The sequence below is a fragment of the Paraburkholderia sp. ZP32-5 genome (genome assembly GCF_021390495.1).
GTDB lineage: Bacteria > Pseudomonadota > Gammaproteobacteria > Burkholderiales > Burkholderiaceae > Paraburkholderia.
In genome coordinates this window covers 1533944-1556940 of record NZ_JAJEJP010000001.1, presented here as the reverse complement: position 1 = coordinate 1556940, position 22997 = coordinate 1533944, and the positions used below count along the sequence as shown (strand labels likewise).

Sequence of the window (22997 nt, the reverse complement as noted above, 5' to 3'; positions counted from 1 at the left end):
GGCGAGCAGTCCCTGGCAACCCCGAAGGCAACCGAGCCAACCTGACAGAGACCCAGCCTATGACGATTCGCGCCCTGCACGTCGCAAGCGAGCTGTATCCCCTTCTCAAAACGGGCGGTCTCGCCGACGTCGCGGGCGCGTTGCCGTCCGCGCTGATCGAGCTTGGCGCCGATGTGCGAGTGCTGCTGCCCGGCTTTCCGGCGGTGCTCGCCGGTTTGCGCGAACTGAAGCCAGTCGTGCAACTGGGGCGCCGCTTCGACGCACCGGACGTGACGCTCGAGCGCGGCACGCTGCCCACCAACGGACTCACGGTCTACGTGATCCGCGCGCCGTCGCTGTACGACCGGCCCGGCAACCCATATCTGGACGACCAGCACGTGCCCTATGGCGACAACGCACGGCGTTTCGCGCTGCTCGGCTGGGTCGCCGCGCAACTCGCGCAGCAATTGGACCCGACGTGGTCGGCGCAGATCGTTCATGCGCACGACTGGCACGCGGGGCTCGCGCCCGCCTATCTGAAGGCGGCTGAACGCGAACACGGGTGCACGCTTGCGCGCAGCGTGTTCACGATTCACAACCTCGCGTATCAGGGCATTTTCCCGGCGCATCAGTTCGGCCAGCTCGGTCTGCCGGCCGACTTCTTCAGCATGCACGGCGTCGAGTTCTACGGCCAGCTGTCGTTCCTGAAGGCGGGGCTCTATTACAGCGACCGCATCACGACCGTTAGCCCCACCTATGCGCGCGAAATCCAGACGATCGCGCACGGCGGCGGGCTGGACGCGCTACTGCGTCATCGCTCGCACGACCTGAGCGGAATCCTCAACGGCGTCGACTACACGGTGTGGAATCCCGCCAACGATGCGCTCGTCGCGACGCACTACAGCGCAACACGCCTCGCCGGCAAGCTCGCATGCAAGGAAGCGCTGCAAAAGCGCTTCGGTCTCGCGCAGAAAAGCGATGCGCTGCTGTTCGGCGTCGTGAGTCGCCTGACCGAGCAGAAAGGTCTCGATCTGCTGCTCGGCGTGGTGCCGGAGATCGTCCGGCGCGGCGGCCAGCTGGTGGTGTTCGGCACCGGCGATCCAGCGCTCGAAGCCGGCCTGAAGAGGGCCGCGCAGGCGCATCCGGAATCGGTCGCGGTCGAACTCGGCTTCGACGAAACCCTCGCGCATACGATCATCGCGGGCAGCGACGTGGTCGCGGTGCCGTCGCGCTTCGAGCCGTGCGGACTCACGCAGCTGTATGCGCTCGCCTATGGGACGCTGCCGCTCGTGCATTGCGTCGGCGGTCTCGCCGATACGGTCGCCGACGCATCGCTCGAAAATCTCGCCAACGATCTCGCGACCGGTTTCGTGTTCGAGCGGTTCGAGCCGAACGGGCTCGCGACGGCGATCCGCCGCGCGTTCGCGCTGTACGGGCGGCGCACCGAATGGAAAGCCGCGCAACGGCGTGCAATGCGCCAGGACTTCGGCTGGGGCGCATCGGCCGAACGCTATCTCGCGCTATACCGGGAGCTCGTCTGACCCAGCGGCCGTGCGCGGCGTGTCAGGTTTCGTAAAGTTTGAAAGGCGTGTGATGGTTCGGCGCAACAACAATAGGGGCGGATCGACTCGCATCCGTCAAACTCCTGTATTGTTTGCTGATTAACCGGACGACGCGAGGCAGGCATTTTTCCTGCGCCATCCGGATCAGACATGCGTGCCGCGCGGCGTCCGACTCATCAGCCCGCTAACGCAGCCCCTTCCCGTTTCCCTGATCGCGCCTGACCGGTTGCGCGAGCCTCACCATGACGAAAAACGTTCTGAGCATCCAGTCCCACGTCGTGTTCGGTCACGCCGGCAATGGCGCGGCCGTGTTTCCGATGTGCCGGCTCGGCGTCAACGTCTGGCCTCTCAACACCGTGCAGTTCTCCAATCACACCCAATACGGGCACTGGAGCGGCAGCGCAATCGACGCCTCGCAGATGGAAGAACTCGTCGAGGGCATCGGCGCGATCGGCATGCTGCCGCGCTGCGACGCGGTGCTGTCGGGCTATCTCGGCACGCCCGAGCAGGCGCGCGCGGTGATCGAAATCGTCAAGGCGGTGAAGGCGGTCAATCCGCGCGCGTGGTACTTCTGCGATCCGGTGATGGGCGCCACCGGCGGGTGCAATGTCGAGCCCGGCATCGAAGAATTTCTGGTGCGCGAGATGCCGGCGGTGGCCGACGCGATCGCGCCGAATCACACCGAATTGCAGCGCCTCGTCGGCCGCGAAATCGAGACGCTCGAAGAAGCGGTCACGGCATGCCGCGAAGTGCTCGCACGCGGGCCGCGGCTCGTGCTCGTCAAGCATCTGCTCGATCGCAACAGCCCCGCCGACCGCTTCAACATGCTCGTCGTCACCGCGCGTGAAGCATGGATGGGCCAGCGCCCGCTCTATCCGTTCGCGCGGCAGCCGGTCGGCGTCGGCGATCTGACGAGCGCGGTATTCGTCGCGCGCACGTTGCTCGGCGATTCGATCCGCGCGGCGTTCGAGCACACGCTCGCCGCGGTGAACGCGGTGGTCAAGGCGACCTGGCAAGCGGGCCGCTACGAACTCGAACTGGTCGCGATGCAGAACGAAATCGCGCAGCCGCGCGAGTGGTTCGATGCGTGGGTTGCGGATAGCGCCTGATACGCGTCCTATAATGCGTGCCGCGTGGGCCAGGATCGGGATTCAACGCCCCTCCTGAGCCAACCCATTTTCCAGGCATCCGGCATTCAGCAGACGAGGCATCGATGGACGGTCATATCCGCAGCGAGCGGGAAGAATATTTTGAGCAGTTGTGCATCAGCGTCGACGCGGACGAAGTGCACGAACAGGAAGCGATCGAGTTCTTCGAGAACCAGTTCGACCAGGCCGACTTCGATCCCACGCAGTGGCTCGATATCGCGCTCTACTACTCGCCGGCCGTCGCGCGCGGCATCGTCGACATGGTGACGGCCGACGACAAGGCCCGCAGCAACATCGCCGAAATCATCGCGGACAATCTCGACATCTCGTACGGCGAGGACGAGTGCCAGCAGTTCGCCGAAACCATCGAATTCGCGCTGAACAACGGCGTGCCGGTCGATCTCGACGTCGTGCTCGATGGTTGCCAGCGCGCCATCGACGATCTCGATACCTGGGCCGACGAAGACACCAAGGCGCCGTTGCTGCGTCTGCGTGAAGAACTGCTGCGCCAGCAAGGCGAGCGGTAAACAGAAAGAAGCAGGAACAAACACCCTCTGGCCGGCGCGCTCGCGCCGGTTTCTTAAGCATATGCCGTAATCCGCACCCGATGCGGAGCCTGTCGCGGCAACCCGGCCTGCACGCCATACGCACATTCCCTGAGCAGCCGATGCGGGTCTCGGAAGCTGTGCCGAAATGCGCACCCAAAACGCCACGAACTGCCAAGACGACCGCAAATTGGCTCCCTATATTCGCGGCAGATCGAGCGTCCGCGCACACGTTGTAAAGCACTACGCCGTCGCGCGTATTCCAGCGTTGTGACGGGCAACCGATCGTTCTTAGTCTGTCGATACGCGGGTATTGCTTCGGCTTCCTGCGTTGTATCGCGTTGCAGTTTGCGCCTGTCCGTTTGAGTTGCTGGTTGCATTGCCTGTTGCGTTACTTGTTGCTGTCTTGCCGATTTCATCACACCGTCGATGCCAGGAGAGACCATGAGTATTCAAAACACGCTCAAACCCGTCGCCATGCTCGTTGGCGCCATGTTCGCCATCGCTCCGCTCGCCAGTCTCGCCGACGACCTGCCGGTCAAGATCGGTTTTGCCGCGCCACTGACGGGCGCCAACGCCGGCTACGGCAAGGACCTGGAAAACGGCGTGCGGCTCGCGATCAACGAAGCCAACGCGAAGAAGATCAAGATCGGCGACAAGGTCGCGCATTTCGAACTGGTCTCGCAGGACGATCAGGCCGACCCGCGCGTCGGCGTGCAGGCTGCGCAGAAGCTCGTCGACTCGGGCGTCGCGGTGGTGGTCGGCCACTTCAACTCCGGCACGACGATTCCGGCCTCGCAGGTCTACGAACAGGCCGGCATTCCGATGCTCGACCCGGCCGCGACGAATCCGATCATCACAGGCCGCGGCTTCACGAACGCGTTCATGGTGATTTCGACGGATGCGCAAAACGCCGGCAACGCGGGCGTCTACGCGGTCGAGGTGACGAAGGCCAAGCGCATCGCGATCATCGACGACCGCACCGCGTTCGGTCAGGGCGAAGCCGACGAGTTCGAGAAAGCGGTGAAGGCGCACGGCGGCACGATCGTCGCGCGCGATTACACCGACAACCACGCGGTCGACTTCAGCACGCAGATCACCAAGTTCAAGGGCGCCAATGCGGACCTCGTGTTCTTCGGCGGACTCGACAGCCAGGCGGCAGGCTTCGCGCGACGCATGAAGCAGCTTGGCCTGACCGCGCAACTGGTCGGCGGCGGCGGTGTGATGGACGAGGACTTCATCAAGCTCGCCGGCGACGCCGCCGACGGCGTGATGGCCTGGGAGTACGGCCGCCCGCTCGCCCAGCTACCCGGCGGCAAGGACTTCTCGACGAAGTTCAAGAAGGAGTTCGGCGTCGATATCCTGTCTTATGCACCGTTCGGCTACGACGGCGCGTGGGTCGCGATCAGGGCGATGCAAAAGGCCAAGTCCGACTCGCCGAACGTGTACCGCCCGGTGTTGAAGTCGATCGACTACGACGGCGTAACGGGCAAGATTTCGTTCGACAGCAACGGTGCGTTGAAGAGCGGCGCATCGACGCTGTATCAGGTGAAGAACGGCGCGTGGGTGCCGGTCGTCACGAAGAGCGGCACGTAATCGCGTAAGCAGTATCCGTTCGCGCCAAGGCGCCCCGCACGGTGACGAGCCGATGCGGGGCCGCTTCGTTGTATAGCGCCGCTATTTCCCCGTTGCCCTGACTATCACCTGCGCATCGAGATCGCGCTCGATGCGTACGAGGTCGTCGCGCAGCGCCGCGAATTCGTCGGCGGTGCACATCTGATGGCCGAACGCGGCGCGCAGATGTCGGCGCACCTGCAAGGTCCGCGTGGTCGGATCGAACACGTAGTGCGACGAAAACGCGAGCATCGGATCGTCGAGCGTGGTGTCCGCCGGCAGATCCGTGATGCGCGCGAAACGCGGCAGCGTCATTTCCAGCGTCTCGTCGAACTCGCCACCGATGCATGCCCACGGCTGCGTTCTCACCGGCTCGGCGAGCCACGTGTCGACCTGCGAAGCCATGCCGCCCGACAGGCTCGTCAGAGCAGGCAACGCGGTGGTGCCGTCGCGCCACAGCAGATGCGGCACGCTGCCCTGCATCGACGTTGCGAACGGGCCGCTCGTTATCGCGACATCGTCGGTCTGCAATTGCGCGCTGCCATGCAGGCCGGTCTGCAACAGACGGCTCGCGGCGATCTGCTGCGCGCGCTGCCGCGTCGCGCGCCGGAACGTGTTGCGTTCGATCTCGGCGGTATAGCCCGTATCCTCGACGCGGTACGCGTAGTGCGCAGTGCCGGCGTCGTCGATCTCGATCTGCACGCGCGCGCTGCGCTCGCGCGTCTGCGTGGCCGGCGTACGCGCGAGCACGCCCTGATCGACGAGCAGCACCGGCCGGTCCATCACGCCCGCCGGCAGATAGCCGAATTCGGTGCCGCCCGCGGTCGTATCCGCGAATTGCGACAGTTCCGGAATCCAGATGATCGCGTGATTGATCGCGCTCGTGCCGTAACCGGGCACCGCCGGCAAGCTGTAGTACGGCCCGAGATTGAGCAGCACCGCTTCGCTTTGAATACCCACCGCGGCTAGCAGCGCACCGTATAGCGCGACGTGATCCTTGCAGTCGCCATAGCGGTTGCGCAGGATATCGGCGGCCTTGTGCGGAATCGCCGCCGTCTCGCCGAGAAACAGCGCGACGTAGCGGATGTTCAGACGCATCCAGTCATACAGCACGCGGGCTTTCGCGCGCGGATCCGTGAGTCCTTCGGTCAGGCTCCGCGCGAGGTGGACGATTGCAGCGTCGTCGCGCGTCGCGTCGTTGCTCGCGGGTCCGCGATAGCGCGCGGCGAAGCTCGCGAAGTCCGGCACCGTCGACACCATCAGCCGGTCGCCCCAGTTCGCGTAACCGACCGCGCCGGCTTCGAGACGCGCGTACGGCCCGTGCCGGTAGTCGAACTCGTAGCGGGTGCGGCCGTTCGCGGTGACCGGCGGCAAAGCGACATAGCCACGCGCATCGGCGTACAGCGGCACATCGGCGGGCAGATCGAAGATCAGCCGCTGCAGCTCGACGGGCTCACGCGACGGTTCGACCAGATACGCGAACGTGCCGGCCTGCAACGGCCTCGCGCGAGTCTTGCGAAACGCGAGATGCACGCGCGAACCGCGCTCGACGCCGGGAAAGATCACCGTGCGCAACACGCCGTCCTCGAAACTCGGCGCGCCGGCCGAACGCGGCTCCTGCACGTCGCGAATCGCTTCCGGGCCGACCGGGTGCGCGCTGCCGTCGGGGTCGATCGTCTCGGCGGCCAGCAGTTGCACCTGCTCGATGTCCTTGTTGAACCACACGTAGCGCTGCGCGATATCGTCGACACCGCTTGCGGTATCGGCGCGCAGCACGGTGTCGTCGTGTTCCTCGATGGAGCCGTCTTTCTGGATCTCGAACAGATGGACGTCGCGCTCGATTGTCGACGGCGCGGGTTCGTCGCTGGTGGTGGAGATTTCGTCGGCGGCCGCGAGGGTCGGGAATGCGGCGATGCACGCGGGCAGTAATGTGATGAGCGCCGTGATAAGCGGTACGGCGAACGAAGACACGCGCGGCGGCGCAAACGGTACGGCAAGCAACCAGGTAAGCCGCGCGACAACGCGCATGCGTCGCGCGACGGCCGCATCGATGCCGGCAAACGCACAAGCGCGCGTCATGAGCGAAGCGCCCCGCCCCGCGCGCGCCACGTGCGCGGACTCGCGGCAAACTCCGCGCGAAACGCGTGATTGAAATTCGACAGATCGTTGAAGCCGCAATCGAGCGCGATATCGACGATCTTCTCGTCACCATCGCGCAAGCGCAGTGCCGCGGCCCGCAGGCGCGCGCGCAGCAGATATTGATGCGGTGTCACGCCGGTGACCTGCTGAAATGTGCGCAGGAAATAGAAGTCGCTGACGCCCGCCGCCGCGGCGAGATTCGTCAGCGTATGCGGCGCGCCGGGCGTGTCGTCGATCAGGCGCACGATCTGCGCGACGCGCGAGCGGGCTGTCGCGCTCGCGGGCGCCGGTGCGTGGGTCAACGCGCCGGCCACGTGCAGCGTCGCGGTAGCAAGCTCGACCGCGAGTTCGCCCCACGCGCTCTGCCGTGCGCCCGTTCCGTTCTCCGTGCTTTCAGCGCTTTCGGCGCGTTCGCTTTCATCACCCGCATTGCCCTCACTGCTCGCACCGCTCGTCGCCACGCAAGCTCGCGCAATCAGCGGCGCCAGCTTGCGCAGCGCCGGCACACTCGCGCACCGGAAATTCAGTTGACCACCGGCGAGCCCAGCATCGGCGGCAAGCCGTTCGAAGTAGCCCGGCGCATAGCGAAATGCAATGCAACGATCGCCCGGGCCGTGACGATGCCCGCATTCGAAGCACTCGCCGGTATTGCCGAGCAGCAGCGCGCCCGGCGTCAGCAGTTCGCGTCCAGGCGCCGCGCGATAGTCGAACGAGCCGGCCACGACCATCGCGATGCACACGCCGTCGTGGCGCTCCTCGAACGACGGATCGCGCGGACCGAACGTGCATAGCAGATCCGCGACGTTCCAGCCGTTGCCTGCGGCAAGCACGCGCGAAGCGACGCCGCCGCGCGCGCCGTCGCGCTCGCGCCGCGCCAACGCCTGCTGCAACGTGACGGCAATTTTTCCCAAGATGCACCTCGGTCAGCTCCGTATCGTGGTTGTAGCACATCGGCGAAGCGGGCGGTTTGTGCCGGCTTCGTACCGCTTTCGCCAATACGGATCGACACGTCGTCGCCACCTGACTCAAGGAGCACACAACATGAACAGACCCGACATCAGTCCCACGAGCGACCTCACGAACGGCTTCCCAACCGCGCTGAGCGCCCCCTCGCGCGCGGCCGACATCGCCGCCGCGGACGACCTGTACGGCTGGCTGATCGGCAGTTGGGACATGGACGTCGTGCACTACCGAGCCGACCTTCGCGACGCACCGCGACGCGGCGAGATTCATTTCGGCTGGGTACTCGAAGGCCGCGCGGTACAGGACGTATGGATCATGCGGCCGCAGCGCGATAGCAGCGACGCGATGTATGGCACGACGCTGCGCATCTGGGACGCGACAACGCGGCTATGGCGCGTCACTTATTGGAATCCGCGCACCGGCCAGCGCGACGAGCTGACCGGCCGGCGCATCGGCGACGATCTGGTGCAGATCGGCCGGCATGCGGACGGTACGCCGATCCGCTGGAATTTCACCGATATCACGCCCGATTCGTTCTGCTGGACCGGCGTCGCGCTCGAAGCGGACGGCGTCACGTGGCGGCTCGAAGCCGAATTTCACGCGCGCCGCCGCAACGCGCTGACGGCTCCGGCTACATCTCGCGCTTCGGCATCAATCTCCGCTGTCAAGCTGGCTTAACAATTCCTGCAACTTTTCCACATGCCTGAGCAACATGTGCCGATGCTTGTCGATCTGTTCGAGCCGGCCGGCCAAGTCCGCGACGATGCGCTCGTCGAGTTCGGCGGCAGCGATCACGTCCTCGACTTTCGCGCGCATCGTCGTGAGCTCCACCGGCGCATGAACGAGGTGGCGTTCGAAGCGTCGCACTTCCTGCGTCGCAAGCTCACGCACCTTGCGGAAATGCGCGTGACGCCGGTTCGCCTCGACATCGACCGTGTCGTCCTCGATGCGCCGCGTGGGCGCCGGCTGACCGAAGATCGGTTCGGGCCGCAGCACCGTTTTCTTGCGCACCGGATGCGCGGTACCGCGAAAGCGCGCGAGCGGCTGCTCGTTGTCGATCGCGTCGCGCGCATTGGGGGGAATCTCGTGTCCGGCATGGGGCACGTCCATCCAGCCGCCCGGCAAGCCGGTGACCGCTTCGACGCCGCGCACGAATTCCTCGCTGAATTCGCGCTGGCCCGCGAGCATCAGCTTCAGATAACTCGCGGAGAAGGTCATCATGCGCGCGAGCCGGTTCGCGGCACCGATCTCGCCGGTCAGCAGCACCAGATTCGCTCGCCACACTGGCAGCAGCAATTCCTCGGAATCTTCCATCGCAGGGTCTTCCTTCCTGTTGCCCGATGAACCGATGACGGCCTCGCTCACGTCATCGTTTTGAAAGGGTAGCCGCTTCGGCGCATCGCATGCAATCCCGTGCGCGCGATTCGCGGGCGGCTGTTGCGTCGATGTCAAAGCGACGCGCAATGGCGCGCCGAAATTCGTCGATCTTCCGCCTTAGCCTGTTTACAGGGCTTTTACAGCGTTTTTCGTGTTGCATCGACACACGGATGCACGTGTCGCACCTGTTTTTGACCGCGCAATGTGGCATGCTTACACGCCGATGCGGCACGCGCCGTGCTGCATTGATTGCTCCACAACATTGACTTAAGGGTTTTGTAATGAAGAAAATCGTTCTCGCCGTTGCCGCAGCCGTTGTCACTCTGAGCGCCATCGCTCCCGCCCAGGCTAATCCGCATCATCGTGAATGCCACAAAGTGCGCGTTCACCACCACTGGGAAACGCGCTGCCATTAATGGCGGTGATGCCGTGTCCTCGAGGCGCGGCACGCATCGAAGAGCCCCGCTCACGCGGGGCTTTTTTTTCGCCGCTCGCGCGGCACGGTTTGCGCACGCCTTTGACGTCACATAGATGCCACGTGAACCGGCCGGCACGCAATCACGGACACATGCTGTTACACGTTCGCGATCCGCTAAGGGGACACTCAGGGTGAAGTGCGGATTGACGTTCTGTGCGGGCTGTTTCGTGACGCGCACTGTGCGCAAGTCGACATGCGCGCTCGCACGCAAGCGTGCACATAGCGCGCCGCCGCGATTCGCGTGAGGTGAAGAAATAGAGGGAACAGGATTGACCGGCGACGCGATTCTTATCGCGTCGCTTTCATCGTGACTTGCAGATGACTGTCACTATGCCGATGCCTACGTTAGCCGCAGGCATACATCAGAGACGGTTTATCAGGCCGCTTCGACACGCGCGAGCGCGGCGCTCACGAGCGCTTCGAGCAGCGGCTCGATCTTCGCCGCGAGAGCTTCGTCGTACGCGTAGGGCATGTGTTCTTCCATATACGTGATCTGCGACAGTTCGAGCTGCACCGCATGCACGCCCTGCGCCGGCTGCCCGTATTCGCGCGTGATATAGCCGCCCTTGAAGCGGCCGTTCGCGACCGCCGTATAGCCGCCATGCCGCTCGACGATCGCGGCCAGTTCATCGGCGACGCCCGCCGCCGCGCTCGCGCCGTTCGACGTGCCGAAGTTGAAATCCGGCAGACGTCCTTCGAAGAAACGCGGTACACGCGAGCGGATCGAATGCGCTTCCCACAGCAGCACCTTGCCGTGCTTTGCCTTCAACACCGCGAGTTCGCCCGCGAGCGCGGCGTGATACGGCTTCCAGTACACGTCGCGACGACGCGCGAGTTCGGCGTCGTCCGGTAGATGACCGTCGAGATAGAGCGCTTCCTTGTCGAACGTATCGACTGGCAGCAAGCCCGTGGTGTCCTGTCCCGGGTACAGGTTCGCGCCATCGGGCGGGCGGTTCAGGTCGACCACGTAGCGCGCGTAGGAAGGCGTCAGAATCGACGCGCCCATGCGCTTCGCGAATGCGTACAGGCGATCGAGATGCCAGTCGCAATCGTCGGTGCGTTGCGCGACGGGTGTCATCGTCGCGGCGATGTCGGCGGGGATCTGCGTGCCCAGATGCGGAATCGAGATCAGCAGCGGGATGCTGCCCTGATGCAGCGAGAAAACCGGGGAAGTGGTCGAAGCAGTCATGTCAGTCCGGAATCCATGGAGCGGGGAATGGGTTCGGCAAGCGCGCTATTTCAGCAGTTCCGCGAGCGCCGCGCGATAGCGTGCATAGGCGCCCTCTTCGTCGCGATGCCTGCGATTGTCGACGACCTTGACACCGCCTGCATAGACGTCGCGAATCGGCGTCTCGCCGTGCTCGCAGAATACAACGCCCGACAACCACGCTTCGCGCGCATGTTCGGCGATGCTCGAATGCGCGGCGTCGAGCACCAGCCAGTCAGCGCGATGGCCGACGCGCAATGCGCCGACCGCGCGACCGGTGGCGCGCGCGCCGCCGTCGAGTGCCGCGTCGAACAGCCGGTCCGCGACATACGGCGCGTCGGCCGACGCGAGCACGTTGCGCTGCCGCCGTGTCAGACGCTGGCCGTATTCGAGCAACCGCAGCTCCGCGCGCCAGTCGACGCCGATATGGCTATCCGAGCCGACGCCGATGCGGCCGTTCGCAGCGAGATAGTCGTGCGCCGGAAAAATGCCGTCGCCGAGATTGGCCTCGGTGGTCAGGCACAGGCCAGCCACCGCGCCGCTCTTTGCCAGCGCGAGCGTTTCGTTCGCATCGACATGGGTCGCGTGCACCAGACACCAGCGGCCGTCCACATCGAAACGATCGAGCAGCCATTGCACCGGACGCGCGCCTTCGGTTTGAACGCATGCGTCGACCTCGGCGGTCTGTTCGGCGACATGGATATGCACCGGCGCATCCGCAGCGATGCCATCGAGCAACGCGCGCAGCGACGCCTGCGACACCGCGCGCAGCGAATGCGGCGCGACGCCGTAGCGCAGCGCCGCATGTTCAGGCCGCGCGGCGCGCAAAGTGCCGAGCAGATCGAGCAGACTGTCCGGCGTATTGATGAAGCGGCGCTGATCGTCGCGCGGTGCCTGCTCGCCGAAGCCGCTGTACTGATACAGCACCGGCAGCATCGTGATACCGATGCCGGCGGCCGACGCCGCATCGACGACGCGTTGCGCGAGCTCGGCCTGATTCGTGTAGCGGTTGCCGTCCTGCGCATGATGCACGTAGTGGAACTCGCACACCGACGTATAGCCCGCCTTCAGCATCTCGATGTAGAGCCACTGCGCGACACTCGCCAGCCCTTCGGGCGTGATGCGCGCGGCGAAGCGATACATCAGGTCGCGCCACGACCAGAAGTTATCCGTCGCGCCGTTGGCGGATGCGGCGCGATACTCGGTGAGGCCCGCCATCGCGCGCTGGAACGCATGCGAATGAAGATTGGGCATGCCGGGCATCAGCGGCCCCGCCGCTTGCGGCACGCCGGCGGGGACACCGGCATGATCGGGCGTAACCGCGCTCAGCGTGCCGCTGGCGTCCCATTCGAGCAGCACGTTACGGCGCCAGCCATCGGGCAGGTAAGCATCCGCGGCGAACAACGATTGATTGGATTGCGTCATCTCTCAGGTTCTAGTTCGCAGGTTTTAATTCAATTCACGCCGCGTATAAACAGTCTCGCCCGCGCGCACGACTCGCGCGCACAACGGACGCCCAATCCAGTAAGCCAGCTCGGCAAGCGAATCCACCGACCACACCGCGAAATCGGCCGCGCGTCCAGCCTCCAGCTTGCCGTGCCTGTTGCTCTTGCCTAGCGCGCGCGCCGCATGCGCCGTCACGCCTTGCAGCACTTCGGGCACGGTCATGCGAAACAGCGTGCTCGCCATGTTCATCATCAATAGCAGCGATGTGGCGGGTGACGTGCCGGGGTTGCTATCGGTGGAAATCGCGATCGGCACTTCGTAGCGGCGCAGCAGTTCGAGCGGCGGCAACTGCGTCTCGCGGATGAAGTAGTACGCGCCCGGCAGCAACACCGCGACCGTGCCCGACTCTTTCATCGCGGCCACGCCGGCTTCGTCGAGGAATTCGAGGTGATCCGCCGACAGCGCGCGATGGCGCGCGGCAAGCGCCGTGCCGCCGCCGTTCGACAACTGCTCGGCATGCATCTTGACCGGCAGGCCGAAACGCTCGGCCGCATTGAACACACGCTCGCTCTGTTCGAGCGAAAAGCCGATGCGCTCGCAGAATACGTCGACCGCATCGACGAGGCCTTCGCCGGCGAGCGCGGGCAGCATCGTGTTGCAGACTTCGTCGATATACGCATCAGCACGGCCCGCGAATTCGGGTGGCAGCGCATGCGCGCCGAGAAACGTCGTATAGACAGTAACCGGATAGCGCTCGCCGAGTTGCCGCGCGACGCGCAGCATCTTGCGCTCGTTCGCGAGATCGAGCCCATAGCCGGATTTGATTTCGATCGCGGTCACGCCTTCGGCGAGCAGCGGTTCGAGCCGCGCGGCCGCTTGCCGCAACAGCGTGGCTTCGTCCGCGGCACGCGTTGCGCGTACCGTCGACACGATCCCGCCGCCCTGCCGCGCGATCTCTTCGTAGCTGACGCCCGCGAGGCGCTGCGCGAATTCGTCCGCGCGCTGACCGCCGTACACGAGGTGCGTATGGCAATCGACGAGCCCAGGCGTCACCCATGCGCCGCGCAGATCTTCGCGCGGCCACGCGGCGTATCGCGCGGGCAGATCGGCCGCGGCGCCGAGCCACGCGATGCGGCCGTCTTCGACCGCGATCGCCGCATCGGCGAGCGTCTGTTGAGGATCGCCCTGCGGGCATAGTTTCAGGTGATGCCAGACGGTTTGCTTCATCGCATGCTCTTTGCAGCCAGCCTGTTGCGTTGTCTGTGTTGGTGTGTCGCACGCGCGCGCCGGATGATGGTCGCGCGAATTCGTCATCGCGTATAGCGAATGCGGACGGCCAGCACCGCGCCGTCGTCCGCGCCGTCATCCGTCAGCGTGCATGCCAGTGCATCTGCTGCGTCGATACGCAGCGTGTCGCCGCTGTCGAGTTTCCGGGCCTGCGCATCGCCACCCATCAGCGTCACGGTGATCGCGCCGCTCGCGCAGAACAGCAGCACAACGTCGCCGTCGAGCGCACGTAGCTGCGCCCCGGCGCGCCATACCTCGACTTCGCCGCGCGCCACATCGCGCCGTACCATCAGGTTGAAGTCGCGCGTCGCACCGTCGACGAGCCGCGCGTCGATGCGCGCTTCGCCGTCGAAACGTGCGATATCGAGCTGCTGTGTCAGCGCATGCGTTTTCACGACGCTCGCGCCATCCATCTCGTCGAGCAGCATTCCCGCGCCGGACAGCAGCGCGAGCGTGCGGTCGACGCCGTCGAAACGCGAGAACGGCCCCGCCTGCGCGACATCGGCGACGCTCACGCGCCACATGAAATCGCCGGGCGCGTCGCCTGGCTGGCGTGCGGGAAACGCGGCCACTTCGCGCGTCACGCCGCCGCCGTTCTTCCACGGCGCCGCCACGAGGTCGGCGCCGCGAATCAGCGTGACGTTCGCCGCGCCGTTGACGTCGCTAACTCCGCTGACTGCGGCCACGATCAGCGGCCCAGCATCGGCAGATTCAGGCCTGCCTCGCGTGCGGTCTGCTGCGCGAGTTCATAGCCCGCATCCGCGTGACGCATCACGCCGGTGGCCGGATCGTTGAACAGCACGCGGCCGAGGCGCTCCTTCGCGGCATCCGTGCCGTCCGCGACGATCACGACGCCCGCATGCTGCGAGAAGCCCATGCCGACGCCGCCACCGTGATGCAGCGACACCCACGACGCGCCGCCCGCGGTGTTCAGCAGCGCATTGAGCAGCGGCCAGTCGCTGACCGCATCCGAGCCGTCCTTCATCGACTCGGTCTCGCGGTTCGGGCTCGCGACCGAACCGGTGTCGAGGTGATCGCGGCCGATCACGATCGGCGCCTTCAGTTCGCCGTTCTTGACCATCTCGTTGAACGCCTGGCCGAGACGATAGCGATCCTTCACGCCGACCCAGCAGATACGCGCGGGCAGACCCTGAAACGCAATGCGCTCACGCGCCATATCGAGCCAGTTGTGCAGATGCGGATCGTCCGGAATCAGTTCCTTGACCTTCGCATCGGTCTTGTAGATGTCTTCCGGATCGCCCGACAGCGCGACCCAGCGGAACGGGCCCTTGCCTTCGCAGAACAGCGGGCGGATATACGCGGGCACGAAGCCCGGAAAATCGAACGCGTTTTCAACACCCATTTCCAGCGCCATCTGACGGATGTTGTTGCCGTAGTCGAGCGTCGCGGCACCGCGCTGCTGCAGTGTCAGCATCGCCTGCACGTGTTTCGCCATCGACTGCTTGGCCGGCGTCACGATGCTGTCCGGCGCGGTCTTCTGACGCTCGCGCCAGTCTTCCACCGTCCAGCCTTGCGGCAGGTAGCCGTGAATCGGATCGTGCGCACTCGTCTGGTCGGTCACGCAATCCGGCGTGATGCCGCGCGCGACGCAGTCGGCGAACACATCGGCGGCGTTGCCCAGCAAACCAATCGACACCGGCTTGCCGCTACGCTTCGCTTCGTCGATCATCGCGAGCGCTTCGTCGAGCGTCTTTGCCTTTTTATCGACGTAGCGCGTTTTCAGGCGGAAGTCGATGCGCGTCTCGTCGCATTCGACCGCGATCATCGAGAAACCGGCCATCGTCGCCGCGAGCGGCTGCGCGCCACCCATGCCGCCGAGACCGCCGGTCAGGATCCAACGGCCCTTCGGATCGCCGTTGAAATGCTGGTTCGCGACCGAGAAGAAGGTTTCGTACGTGCCCTGCACGATGCCCTGGCTGCCGATATAGATCCAGCTGCCGGCCGTCATCTGGCCGTACATCATCAGGCCCTTGCGGTCGAGTTCGTGGAAATGTTCCCACGTCGCCCAATGCGGCACGAGGTTCGAGTTCGCGAGCAGCACGCGCGGTGCGTCCGCATGCGTGCGGAACACGCCGACCGGCTTGCCCGATTGAATCAGCAGCGTTTCGTCTTCGTTCAGGTCTTTCAGCGACGCGAGGATCTGGTCGAAGCAATCCCAGTTGCGCGCGGCGCGGCCAATGCCGCCGTACACGACGAGCGCGTGCGGGTGCTCGGCAACTTCGGGATCCAGATTGTTCTGAATCATCCGGTACGCGGCTTCCGCGATCCAGGTCTTGCAGGTCTTGTCCGCGCCGCGCGGCGCGCGGATCGTGCGGGTGGGGTCAAGACGCGGATCGATATGTTTCGGATTGTTCATGGTGTCCCTCGGGATGCTTGACGATGTTCGATAAAGATTCGGTGAAGACGGGCTACGCAAATTCAGAAGTGCCCAGTAAAGCGATAGCGGGTGCCGGGATGCCACAGATTGGCGATCGACGCGACCTGCCCTTGCGACCAGGTGCGCCGGTGCAGCACCAGGCACGGCTCGCGTTCGTCCATGTTCAGCAGTTCGCGCGTGCCGTCGTCAGCCGCCAGCGCTTCGATCCGGTATTCGACGCGCTGCAAGGGCGCGACGCGCACGAGGTACTGGTTCGGCGTCGTGTTCGTAAAGTCCTGCAGAGCGTATTCGGGCGCGACCACCGGGTTCACCCAGCGTTCTTCCAGTTGCACCGGCTCGTCGTTTTCGAAATGCAGCACGCGCGAATGAAACACCGGGCTGCCCTCATTGACCTGCATTTCCTCGGCGAGCGTTTCATCGGCGATGCTCGCGCCGATGGTGAGCACCTTCGCGTGATAGCGATGGCCGCGCGCGACGATTTCATCGGAGATGCTGCGAATCGCGACCAACGTCGACTCGTACTTCGGACGGGCAACGAAGGTGCCCGATCCTTGCACGCGTGTGAGCACCTGCTCCGAGGTCAACTCGCGCAACGCGCGGTTGACCGTCATGCGCGCGACGTTGAACTCGCGCGCCAACTCGTTCTCGGAGGGCACCTGGTCGCCTTCGGCCCACTCGCCCGCATGAATGCGCGCGAGGATGAAGTCCTTGATGCCTTGATAAGCGGGTGCATTCATTAGCGTGATCCGCGTGCCTGACCGCTTATTGCTCGGAAACGAACGAGAACGGGCACAGTTTCGCGATCGTGCCGTCCTGCACGCGCTTCGTGATCGCCGCGATATCCGGCGCGAAATAGTGATCGAGCTCATAGTGCGCGACGTCGCGGCGCACGGTGTCCATCACCTTCTGCAGGCTCGGGCTGGTCTTGTGCGGCGCGCGCAGATCGACGCCCTGGGCGGCGGCGAGCAGTTCGATCGACAGGATGTTCGCGGTGTTCTCGGCGATGTCGCCGAGCTTGCGCGCAGCGAAGGTCGCCATCGACACGTGGTCTTCCTGGTTCGCGGAAGTGGGCAGCGAATCGACCGAAGCCGGGTGCGCAAGCGTCTTGTTTTCCGACGCGAGCGCCGCGGCCGTTACGTGGGCGATCATGAAGCCGGAGTTCACGCCGCCATCCTTGACGAGGAACGGCGGCAGACCCGACAGCGTCGCGTCGATCAACAGCGCGATACGGCGCTCGGCGAGCGCGCCGATTTCGGACGCGGCAAGCGCGAGGTTATCGGCTGCGAACGCGACCGGCTCCGCGTGGAAGTTGCCGCCCGACAGCACTTCACCGGTGTCCGGGAAAATCAGCGGATTGTCGGAGACTGCGTTGGCTTCGCGCAGCAACGTTTCGGCGGCCTGACGCATCTGGTCGAGACATGCGCCCATCACTTGCGGCTGGCAGCGCAGGCTGTACGGGTCCTGCACCTTGTCGCAATCGGCGTGCGACACGTTGATCGCCGAGCCCTGCAGCAGCGAGCGATAAGCGGCCGCCGCGTCGATCTGCCCTTGATGGCCGCGCAATTCATGAATGCGCGCATCGAACGGCTTGACCGAACCCATCGCCGCGTCGACCGACAGCGCGCCGGCCACCAGCGCCGTGCGGTACAGATCTTCGATCGCGAACATGTTGTAGAGCGCAAGCGCGGTGGATGCCTGCGTGCCGTTCAGCAACGCGAGGCCTTCCTTCGCTTGCAGCGTCATCGGCTTGAGACCGACCAGCGCGAGACCCTCGGTGGCCGCGATGCGCTCGCCTTTCGCGAACACTTCGCCGACGCCGAGCAGCACCGCCGACATATGCGCGAGCGGCGCGAGGTCGCCCGATGCGCCGACCGAACCCTTGACCGGAATCACCGGCAGCACGTCGGCGTTGAACAGCGTGATCAGCGCTTCCATCACTTCGCGGCGGATGCCCGAATGACCGCGCCCGAGACTCGACAGCTTGAGTGCCATCAGCAGACGCACGACCGGGCGCGACATCGGCTCGCCGACGCCGACCGCATGCGACAGCACCAGATTGCGCTGCAGCAGTTCGAGTTGTTCGCGGGGGATATGCGTGCTGGCGAGGCGGCCGAAACCGGTGTTGATACCGTAGGCCGGTTCGCCCTTGGCGGTGATGTCGGCGACGGCCTGCGCGCAGGCGTCGATAGCGGCGTGGCTGGCGGGATCGAGTTGCAGCGTGACGTGTTCACGCGCGATCTGGCGCAGTTGCGGGAGGGTCAGATAGCCGGGCTTCAGAATCATGGTTGTGGTCCTGTCTATACAAGTTCAAATAAGTCTAGCGGGCCGATCTTGTATATACAACTTATTTTTCAAGATTTCATGCCTGGGGATTTCCATTAGCCGAATGTGTTGCTGGACGGCAGATCAGGATCCTTGCCCGCTGGCGTTGTGAAGGCGGTCGCACGTTTCGTTTGCCGCGACCTCATGCGTCCTTGCGCATTAACTTGTATATACACCTTCATTGCGCACAGTGCCACGCGTCAAAAATCACGCGTAGCTGCGATGGCATGCCGTGAGGCCGATAACAGAGTTATAGGAGAGCGCACCGAGTCACGCCAATGGGCGTGTCGGGCATGTCGTAGAGACGGACGGACGACTCGCTTAAAGCCTGACCCGCGCCGCGATGAAATCGAGGAAGCACTGCACGCGCCCGGCGAGCGACGCGCTCTGGTAATACACCGCGTTCACCGGCTGCCGTTCTTCGATGGTCAGGTTACCGAGAATCGGCACAAGGCGTTTTTCGCGCACGTCGGCGGCGGTCATGAAGTCGGCCAGACAGGCGATGCCCCATCCGGATAGCGCGAGTTGCCGCAACGTCTCGCCGCTCGACGCGGTGATCGACGGCTCGATTTTCAGCCGCGCGGCTTCGTCGTCGTGAGTCTTGCCGTGAGTCTTGCCGTGACTTTTGCCGTGGCTCTTGCCGCGCTTCCCGCCCCGGCCGCCCTCGCGCAGCGGCCAGCGATTCAGATGCTCGGGCGCGGTAAAGCCGATCAAACGATGCGTGCGCAACGTATCCAGCGTCGTGGGCTCGCCGTGCTCGGCCAGATACGCCGGGCTCGCGAGCACGCGCAACCTGCTGCTGCCGAGCGCGCGCGCATGCAGCGTCGAATCCTGCAGCGCGCCGATCCGGATCGCGATATCGACCTTCTGTTCGAGCAGATCGACGATCCGTTCGTTGCTGGTCAGCTCGAGCCGGATTTCCGGATACAGCGCCGAAAACGCGGTCATATGCGGCGCCACGCAATGCAGCATGAACGGCGACGCGGCATCGATGCGCAAGCGCCCCGACGGCCGTTCGCGGCCCCGCGCGACCGATTCCTCGGCCTCCTCCAGCGCATCGAGAATCGCGCGGGCGCGGCCGAGAAACGCGTCGCCCTCCTCGGTCAGATGCAGGCGCCGCGTCGTACGCCGCACCAGCGCGGTGTCGAGCTTCTGTTCGAGACGCGTGAGCGCGCGGCTCACACCGGAGACGGTCTGCCCCAGTTTCTCGGCCGCCGCCGTGATCGAGCCGCTGTCGATCACGGTGACGAACACCAGCAACTCGTCGGTAGACGTTTTCATTGTTGATCCACAGTCAAGATTGATTTGAGACTAACACGCTTTTTGCGAAAATCCCGCCGCGCGATACTGCAAGCCTGTCGACCGAAGTTCGCGCTTTCGCGCGTTCTACAGGTCCCATTCAGATGACTGTGGAGATGACCGCGGTCCTCGTCTTTGCATCAAGGAGAACGTGTTGAAGATTTTCGTTACAGGCGCAAGCGGTTTTATCGGCGGCTCGATCGCCGCGCATCTCGTGCGCGCGGGCCATCAGGTGCGTGGGCTGATCCGCAATCCCGAACATCACGACGAGCTGAAGCGGCTCGGCATCGAACCGGTGTCCGGCACGCTCGACAATCGCGCACTGCTGATCGCCGAAGCGCAGGCCGCCGACGCGGTCATCAACGCCGCGAGCAGTGACCACGAAGACGCGGTGCGCGCGCTGATCGATGGGCTCGCCGGCTCCGGCAAGGTGTTTCTGCATACGAGCGGTTCGAGCATCGTCGGCGATGCGTCGGGCGGTGAACGTGGCGAGGCGCGCGTCTATCACGAAGACGCGCTGCCCGAACCGACCGCCGACAAGGCCGCGCGCGTCGCGATCGATCAGCGGGTGCTCGACGCCGCGCAACGGAACATCCGTTCAGCCGTGCTGTGCAATACGCTGATCTATGGCCACGGCGCGGTGGCGGGCAGCGCGAGCGTGCAGTTGCCGCGACTGGTGCGCCAGGCGCAGAAGAGCGGCGTCGTGCGCCACGTGGGCAGCGGCGGCAATATCTGGTCGAACGTGCATATCGACGACGTCGCCGAGCTGTACCGTCTCGCGCTCGAGAAAACGCCTGCCGGCATGTTCTATTTCGTCGAAAGCGGTGAAGCGTCGTTCCGCGACATGAGCGCCGCGATCGCGCATGCGATGAAGCTCGGTGCGCCGGAAGACTGGCCGCTTGAACAAGCAAAGCAGGAATGGGGTTATGAAATGGCGTCGTACGGTCTCGGCTCGAACAGCCGCGTGCGCGGCGAACGCGCGCGCAAGCTGCTCGGTTGGCAGCCGCGGCGCACGTCGGTGATCGACTGGATCGAGCGCGACATGCTCGCGCAAACGTAATCTGTGTAAGCGCAACCGTTGCGAATCCGTAAGCTCATTTCGATAGAATCGCGCCGACCTGATCGTGCGATTCAATCGTTCGCATCGCACATGAGCCCGGATTCGATCGATGACCCTTGCGCTGAATTTCGACTGGCTGACCAACCTGCTGGCGATTCTATTCGTCGTCGCGTGTCTATACGACACGCGTTACGACGAGTACGGCGTATTGACCCTCGCCGCGGCCGCAATGAGCCTCGCGGTGATGGCAATGGAACTGTTCCTCAAGCCCGCCTTCGACATGGCGCTATAACGCGCCGCTGCATCGGCGGCGCACGCGCCGTACACCACCCGCGCGCCGTGCCGGTGCTCACATGCGTTCACTGCTTACACCTCGCTTGCGGCCCCCGCCACTACCTGTGCGCACGTCTTGATCGCGCATCAAACACGCCTTGATCACGCTTTATCCGCACGCGGGGCAGCCGCCACGTGCCGCGTCGTCACGCTGTTCATAGCGGTCGTGATGCCGGACCCAGTCGGTCAGATTGCTGGTCTCGTTGCGGCCCTTCGGCGTGACGTCCAGATGCGCATAGGTGTTGATAAAGCGTTCGTCGCCGCGGCCATAGCACGAATACGTGTGATACACGTCGCCGTTTTCGTCCTTGTAGAACACGCTATGGCCGTGCTGTTCGTCGATGCCGACGTCCTGCTCGGTGAAGTTGTAGAACGCCTTTTTACTCGCCAGTTGCTCTGGCGTGAACGACACGTGGTAGTCGAAATTGAAATCGCTGCCCGCCGACGACACCCACGGAAAAGTCCATCCCATCCGCTGTTTGAACGCCTCGATCTTCGCGAGCGGTGCGTGCGATACCGTCACGTAGCTCACGTCGTGATGCTCCAGATGCGTGACGATGCCGACCATATGATCGGACAGGAATGAACAGCCGACGCAGCCTTCCTGCCAATCGTCGCCCATCATGAAGTGATAGACGATCAGCTGGCTGCGGCCGTCGAACAATTCGGCGAGCGTCTTGCGGCCTCGCGGCGTATCGAACGTATAGGTCTTGTCGACCTTGACCCACGGCAACGCGCGACGCTTGCGCGCGAGTTCGTCGCCCGCGCGCATATGCGCTTTCTCTTCGGCGAGCAGCGCGCGGCTCGCGGCCAGCCATTCGGCTCTGGTGCCAATGCGATGTTGCGGTTCCATCTGCTTCTCCTTTGCTCGGTGATGCAGGTTCTTCGTCGACGCTTCGCTCGAACGGCAGCGGATGCGCGGTAACGCGAATGGTTCGGAGCGTGTGGCGTTTTTTGTCTGATTGCACCGCGCGGTTCTATTCGCGAGGTGTGCCGTTGGCAACGCGCTCGCGCGAGCGAGTCAGCCGTCGCGCTTTTTCACGCGGCGCCCACGCATCGCGGGCGGCCTGGGCGTGGACTCCAGCGCAGGCTTCCGCAAGCGAGGCGGCATGCGCGATGGCGCAACCCGAGCTTTCGCAAGCGCGCCAAAATCAGGCGGATCAGGTAGATCACGCACCGGCCCCTCCTCAACCAACTCCGCCAACCGATCGAGCGATGCGCCCCAGAAGCGCTGATAACGATCGAGCCACTGCATCGCTTCCTGCATCGGCCCCGCGGATAGCCGACACGCCACCGTGCGGCCGGTTTTGCTGCGCGTGACGAGACCCGCCGAGCACAGCACGTCGACATGTTTCATCACCGCGGGCAACGACATCGCAAGCGGCTGCGCGAGTTCGCTGATCGACAGATCGCGCTCCGACAAACGCGCGAGCAACGCACGGCGGGTCGGGTCCGACAGCGCGGCAAAGGTACGATCGAGTACCGCCTCATTAAACTTAACCATGAGGTTAAGTGTAGAAACGAAGCCTCGAAAGTCAAGGACAGGTCCGCGCTTTCGTGAGGCGGACACAGAACACATCGAGAAATAGCGGGGAAAAGGGGAAACAGCGGAAAAAGCGCGGAGAAAAAAGATACGCGGCACGCCGCGGATAAAACGCCGCGACGCACCGCGCCAAGGTGGAGAACAGCCGACTACCAGGATGAAGGGAAGCCACGGGCCTGTCGCACCGCCGCCCCACTCCATCCCTTCCTGCAACACCATTTCCGCCGAGGCCTGAACGCGATCGATCACAAACGCGTCCCACCACCCCCGGCGCAAACCAACCAGACGACGAAGCCA

General features: G+C 64.5%; 20 protein-coding genes. 7 read left to right on the top strand and 13 right to left on the bottom strand.

Annotated features, from left to right (window positions below):
* Positions 1-59 precede the first annotated feature (59 nt).
* The 4 genes from glgA (at position 60) to L0U82_RS06600 (ending at position 4830) form a co-directional block, all read left to right on the top strand.
* Positions 60-1520 (top strand): glycogen synthase GlgA, encoded by a 1461-nt coding sequence (gene glgA / locus L0U82_RS06615; protein ID WP_233829296.1) that lies wholly within the window; start codon positions 60-62, stop codon positions 1518-1520.
* A gap of 263 nt (positions 1521-1783) precedes the next feature.
* Positions 1784-2650 (top strand): pyridoxal kinase PdxY, encoded by an 867-nt coding sequence (pdxY, locus tag L0U82_RS06610; protein ID WP_233829294.1) that lies wholly within the window; start codon positions 1784-1786, stop codon positions 2648-2650.
* A 104-nt stretch (positions 2651-2754) separates the two neighbouring features.
* Positions 2755-3216 carry a hypothetical protein gene (locus L0U82_RS06605; RefSeq protein WP_233829292.1) on the top strand — a complete coding sequence of 154 codons (462 nt, stop codon included), beginning with the start codon at positions 2755-2757 and terminating at the stop codon, positions 3214-3216.
* A gap of 462 nt (positions 3217-3678) precedes the next feature.
* The gene (locus L0U82_RS06600; RefSeq protein WP_233829290.1) at positions 3679-4830 is read left to right on the top strand and encodes a branched-chain amino acid ABC transporter substrate-binding protein; all 1152 of its coding nucleotides are present in this window, start codon (positions 3679-3681) and stop codon (positions 4828-4830) included.
* An 81-nt stretch (positions 4831-4911) separates the two neighbouring features.
* On the opposite strand, the gene L0U82_RS06595 is transcribed toward L0U82_RS06600, so the two are convergent.
* Entirely contained in the window at positions 4912-6927 is a 2016-nt protein-coding gene (locus L0U82_RS06595; protein ID WP_233829289.1) for a DUF3857 domain-containing transglutaminase family protein, read from the bottom strand.
* Positions 6924-7898, bottom strand: a complete 975-nt coding sequence (locus tag L0U82_RS06590) for a helix-turn-helix domain-containing protein (RefSeq protein ID WP_233829288.1) — start codon at positions 7896-7898, stop codon at positions 6924-6926. Before L0U82_RS06590 ends, L0U82_RS06595 begins: the two co-directional genes overlap by 4 nt.
* A gap of 130 nt (positions 7899-8028) precedes the next feature.
* Here L0U82_RS06590 and L0U82_RS06585 point away from each other — a divergent pair, with 130 nt between their 5' ends.
* Positions 8029-8628, top strand: a complete 600-nt coding sequence (locus L0U82_RS06585) for a hypothetical protein (RefSeq protein WP_233829287.1) — start codon at positions 8029-8031, stop codon at positions 8626-8628.
* Here the strand turns inward: L0U82_RS06585 and L0U82_RS06580 are convergent.
* The 9 genes from L0U82_RS06580 to L0U82_RS06540 all read right to left on the bottom strand — a co-directional run bounded on the left by L0U82_RS06580 (position 8602) and on the right by L0U82_RS06540 (position 19746).
* The gene (locus L0U82_RS06580) at positions 8602-9264 is read right to left on the bottom strand and encodes a hypothetical protein (protein WP_233829286.1); all 663 of its coding nucleotides are present in this window, start codon (positions 9262-9264) and stop codon (positions 8602-8604) included. The two genes, L0U82_RS06585 and L0U82_RS06580, sit on opposite strands and share 27 nt — an antisense overlap.
* Positions 9265-10181: 917 nt before the next feature.
* Positions 10182-10994 carry an N-formylglutamate deformylase gene (gene hutG, locus L0U82_RS06575; protein ID WP_233829285.1) on the bottom strand — a complete coding sequence of 271 codons (813 nt, stop codon included), beginning with the start codon at positions 10992-10994 and terminating at the stop codon, positions 10182-10184.
* A 45-nt stretch (positions 10995-11039) separates the two neighbouring features.
* A complete protein-coding gene (locus tag L0U82_RS06570; RefSeq protein ID WP_233829284.1) occupies positions 11040-12437 on the bottom strand; it encodes a formimidoylglutamate deiminase in 1398 nt (465 codons plus the stop codon).
* A 24-nt stretch (positions 12438-12461) separates the two neighbouring features.
* A complete protein-coding gene (gene hutI / locus L0U82_RS06565) occupies positions 12462-13685 on the bottom strand; it encodes an imidazolonepropionase (RefSeq protein ID WP_233829283.1) in 1224 nt (407 codons plus the stop codon).
* A gap of 83 nt (positions 13686-13768) precedes the next feature.
* Positions 13769-14437, bottom strand: a complete 669-nt coding sequence (locus L0U82_RS06560) for a HutD family protein (RefSeq protein ID WP_267929549.1) — start codon at positions 14435-14437, stop codon at positions 13769-13771.
* A complete protein-coding gene (hutU, locus tag L0U82_RS06555; RefSeq protein WP_233829280.1) occupies positions 14434-16122 on the bottom strand; it encodes a urocanate hydratase in 1689 nt (562 codons plus the stop codon). The genes L0U82_RS06560 and hutU overlap by 4 nt, the downstream gene beginning before the upstream one ends.
* Before the next feature lie 62 nt (positions 16123-16184).
* Positions 16185-16880, bottom strand: a complete 696-nt coding sequence (gene hutC, locus L0U82_RS06550) for a histidine utilization repressor (RefSeq protein WP_233829278.1) — start codon at positions 16878-16880, stop codon at positions 16185-16187.
* 25 nt (positions 16881-16905) lie between these two features.
* Complete coding sequence (gene hutH, locus L0U82_RS06545) at positions 16906-18426, bottom strand: histidine ammonia-lyase (protein WP_233829276.1); 1521 nt, start codon at positions 18424-18426, stop codon at positions 16906-16908.
* A gap of 360 nt (positions 18427-18786) precedes the next feature.
* A complete protein-coding gene (locus tag L0U82_RS06540; protein ID WP_233829275.1) occupies positions 18787-19746 on the bottom strand; it encodes a LysR family transcriptional regulator in 960 nt (319 codons plus the stop codon).
* Between the two features lie 172 nt (positions 19747-19918).
* Here L0U82_RS06540 and L0U82_RS06535 point away from each other — a divergent pair, with 172 nt between their 5' ends.
* Complete coding sequence (locus L0U82_RS06535) at positions 19919-20824, top strand: NAD-dependent epimerase/dehydratase family protein (protein ID WP_233829274.1); 906 nt, start codon at positions 19919-19921, stop codon at positions 20822-20824.
* Between the two features lie 109 nt (positions 20825-20933).
* Entirely contained in the window at positions 20934-21116 is a 183-nt protein-coding gene (locus L0U82_RS06530; protein ID WP_233829273.1) for a hypothetical protein, read from the top strand.
* Positions 21117-21266: 150 nt separating this feature from the next.
* On the opposite strand, the gene L0U82_RS06525 is transcribed toward L0U82_RS06530, so the two are convergent.
* Positions 21267-22010, bottom strand: a complete 744-nt coding sequence (locus tag L0U82_RS06525) for a DUF899 domain-containing protein (protein ID WP_233829272.1) — start codon at positions 22008-22010, stop codon at positions 21267-21269.
* A 168-nt stretch (positions 22011-22178) separates the two neighbouring features.
* Positions 22179-22949, bottom strand: a complete 771-nt coding sequence (locus tag L0U82_RS39845; protein WP_233829271.1) for an ArsR/SmtB family transcription factor — start codon at positions 22947-22949, stop codon at positions 22179-22181.
* Between the last annotated feature and the right edge of the window lie 48 nt (positions 22950-22997).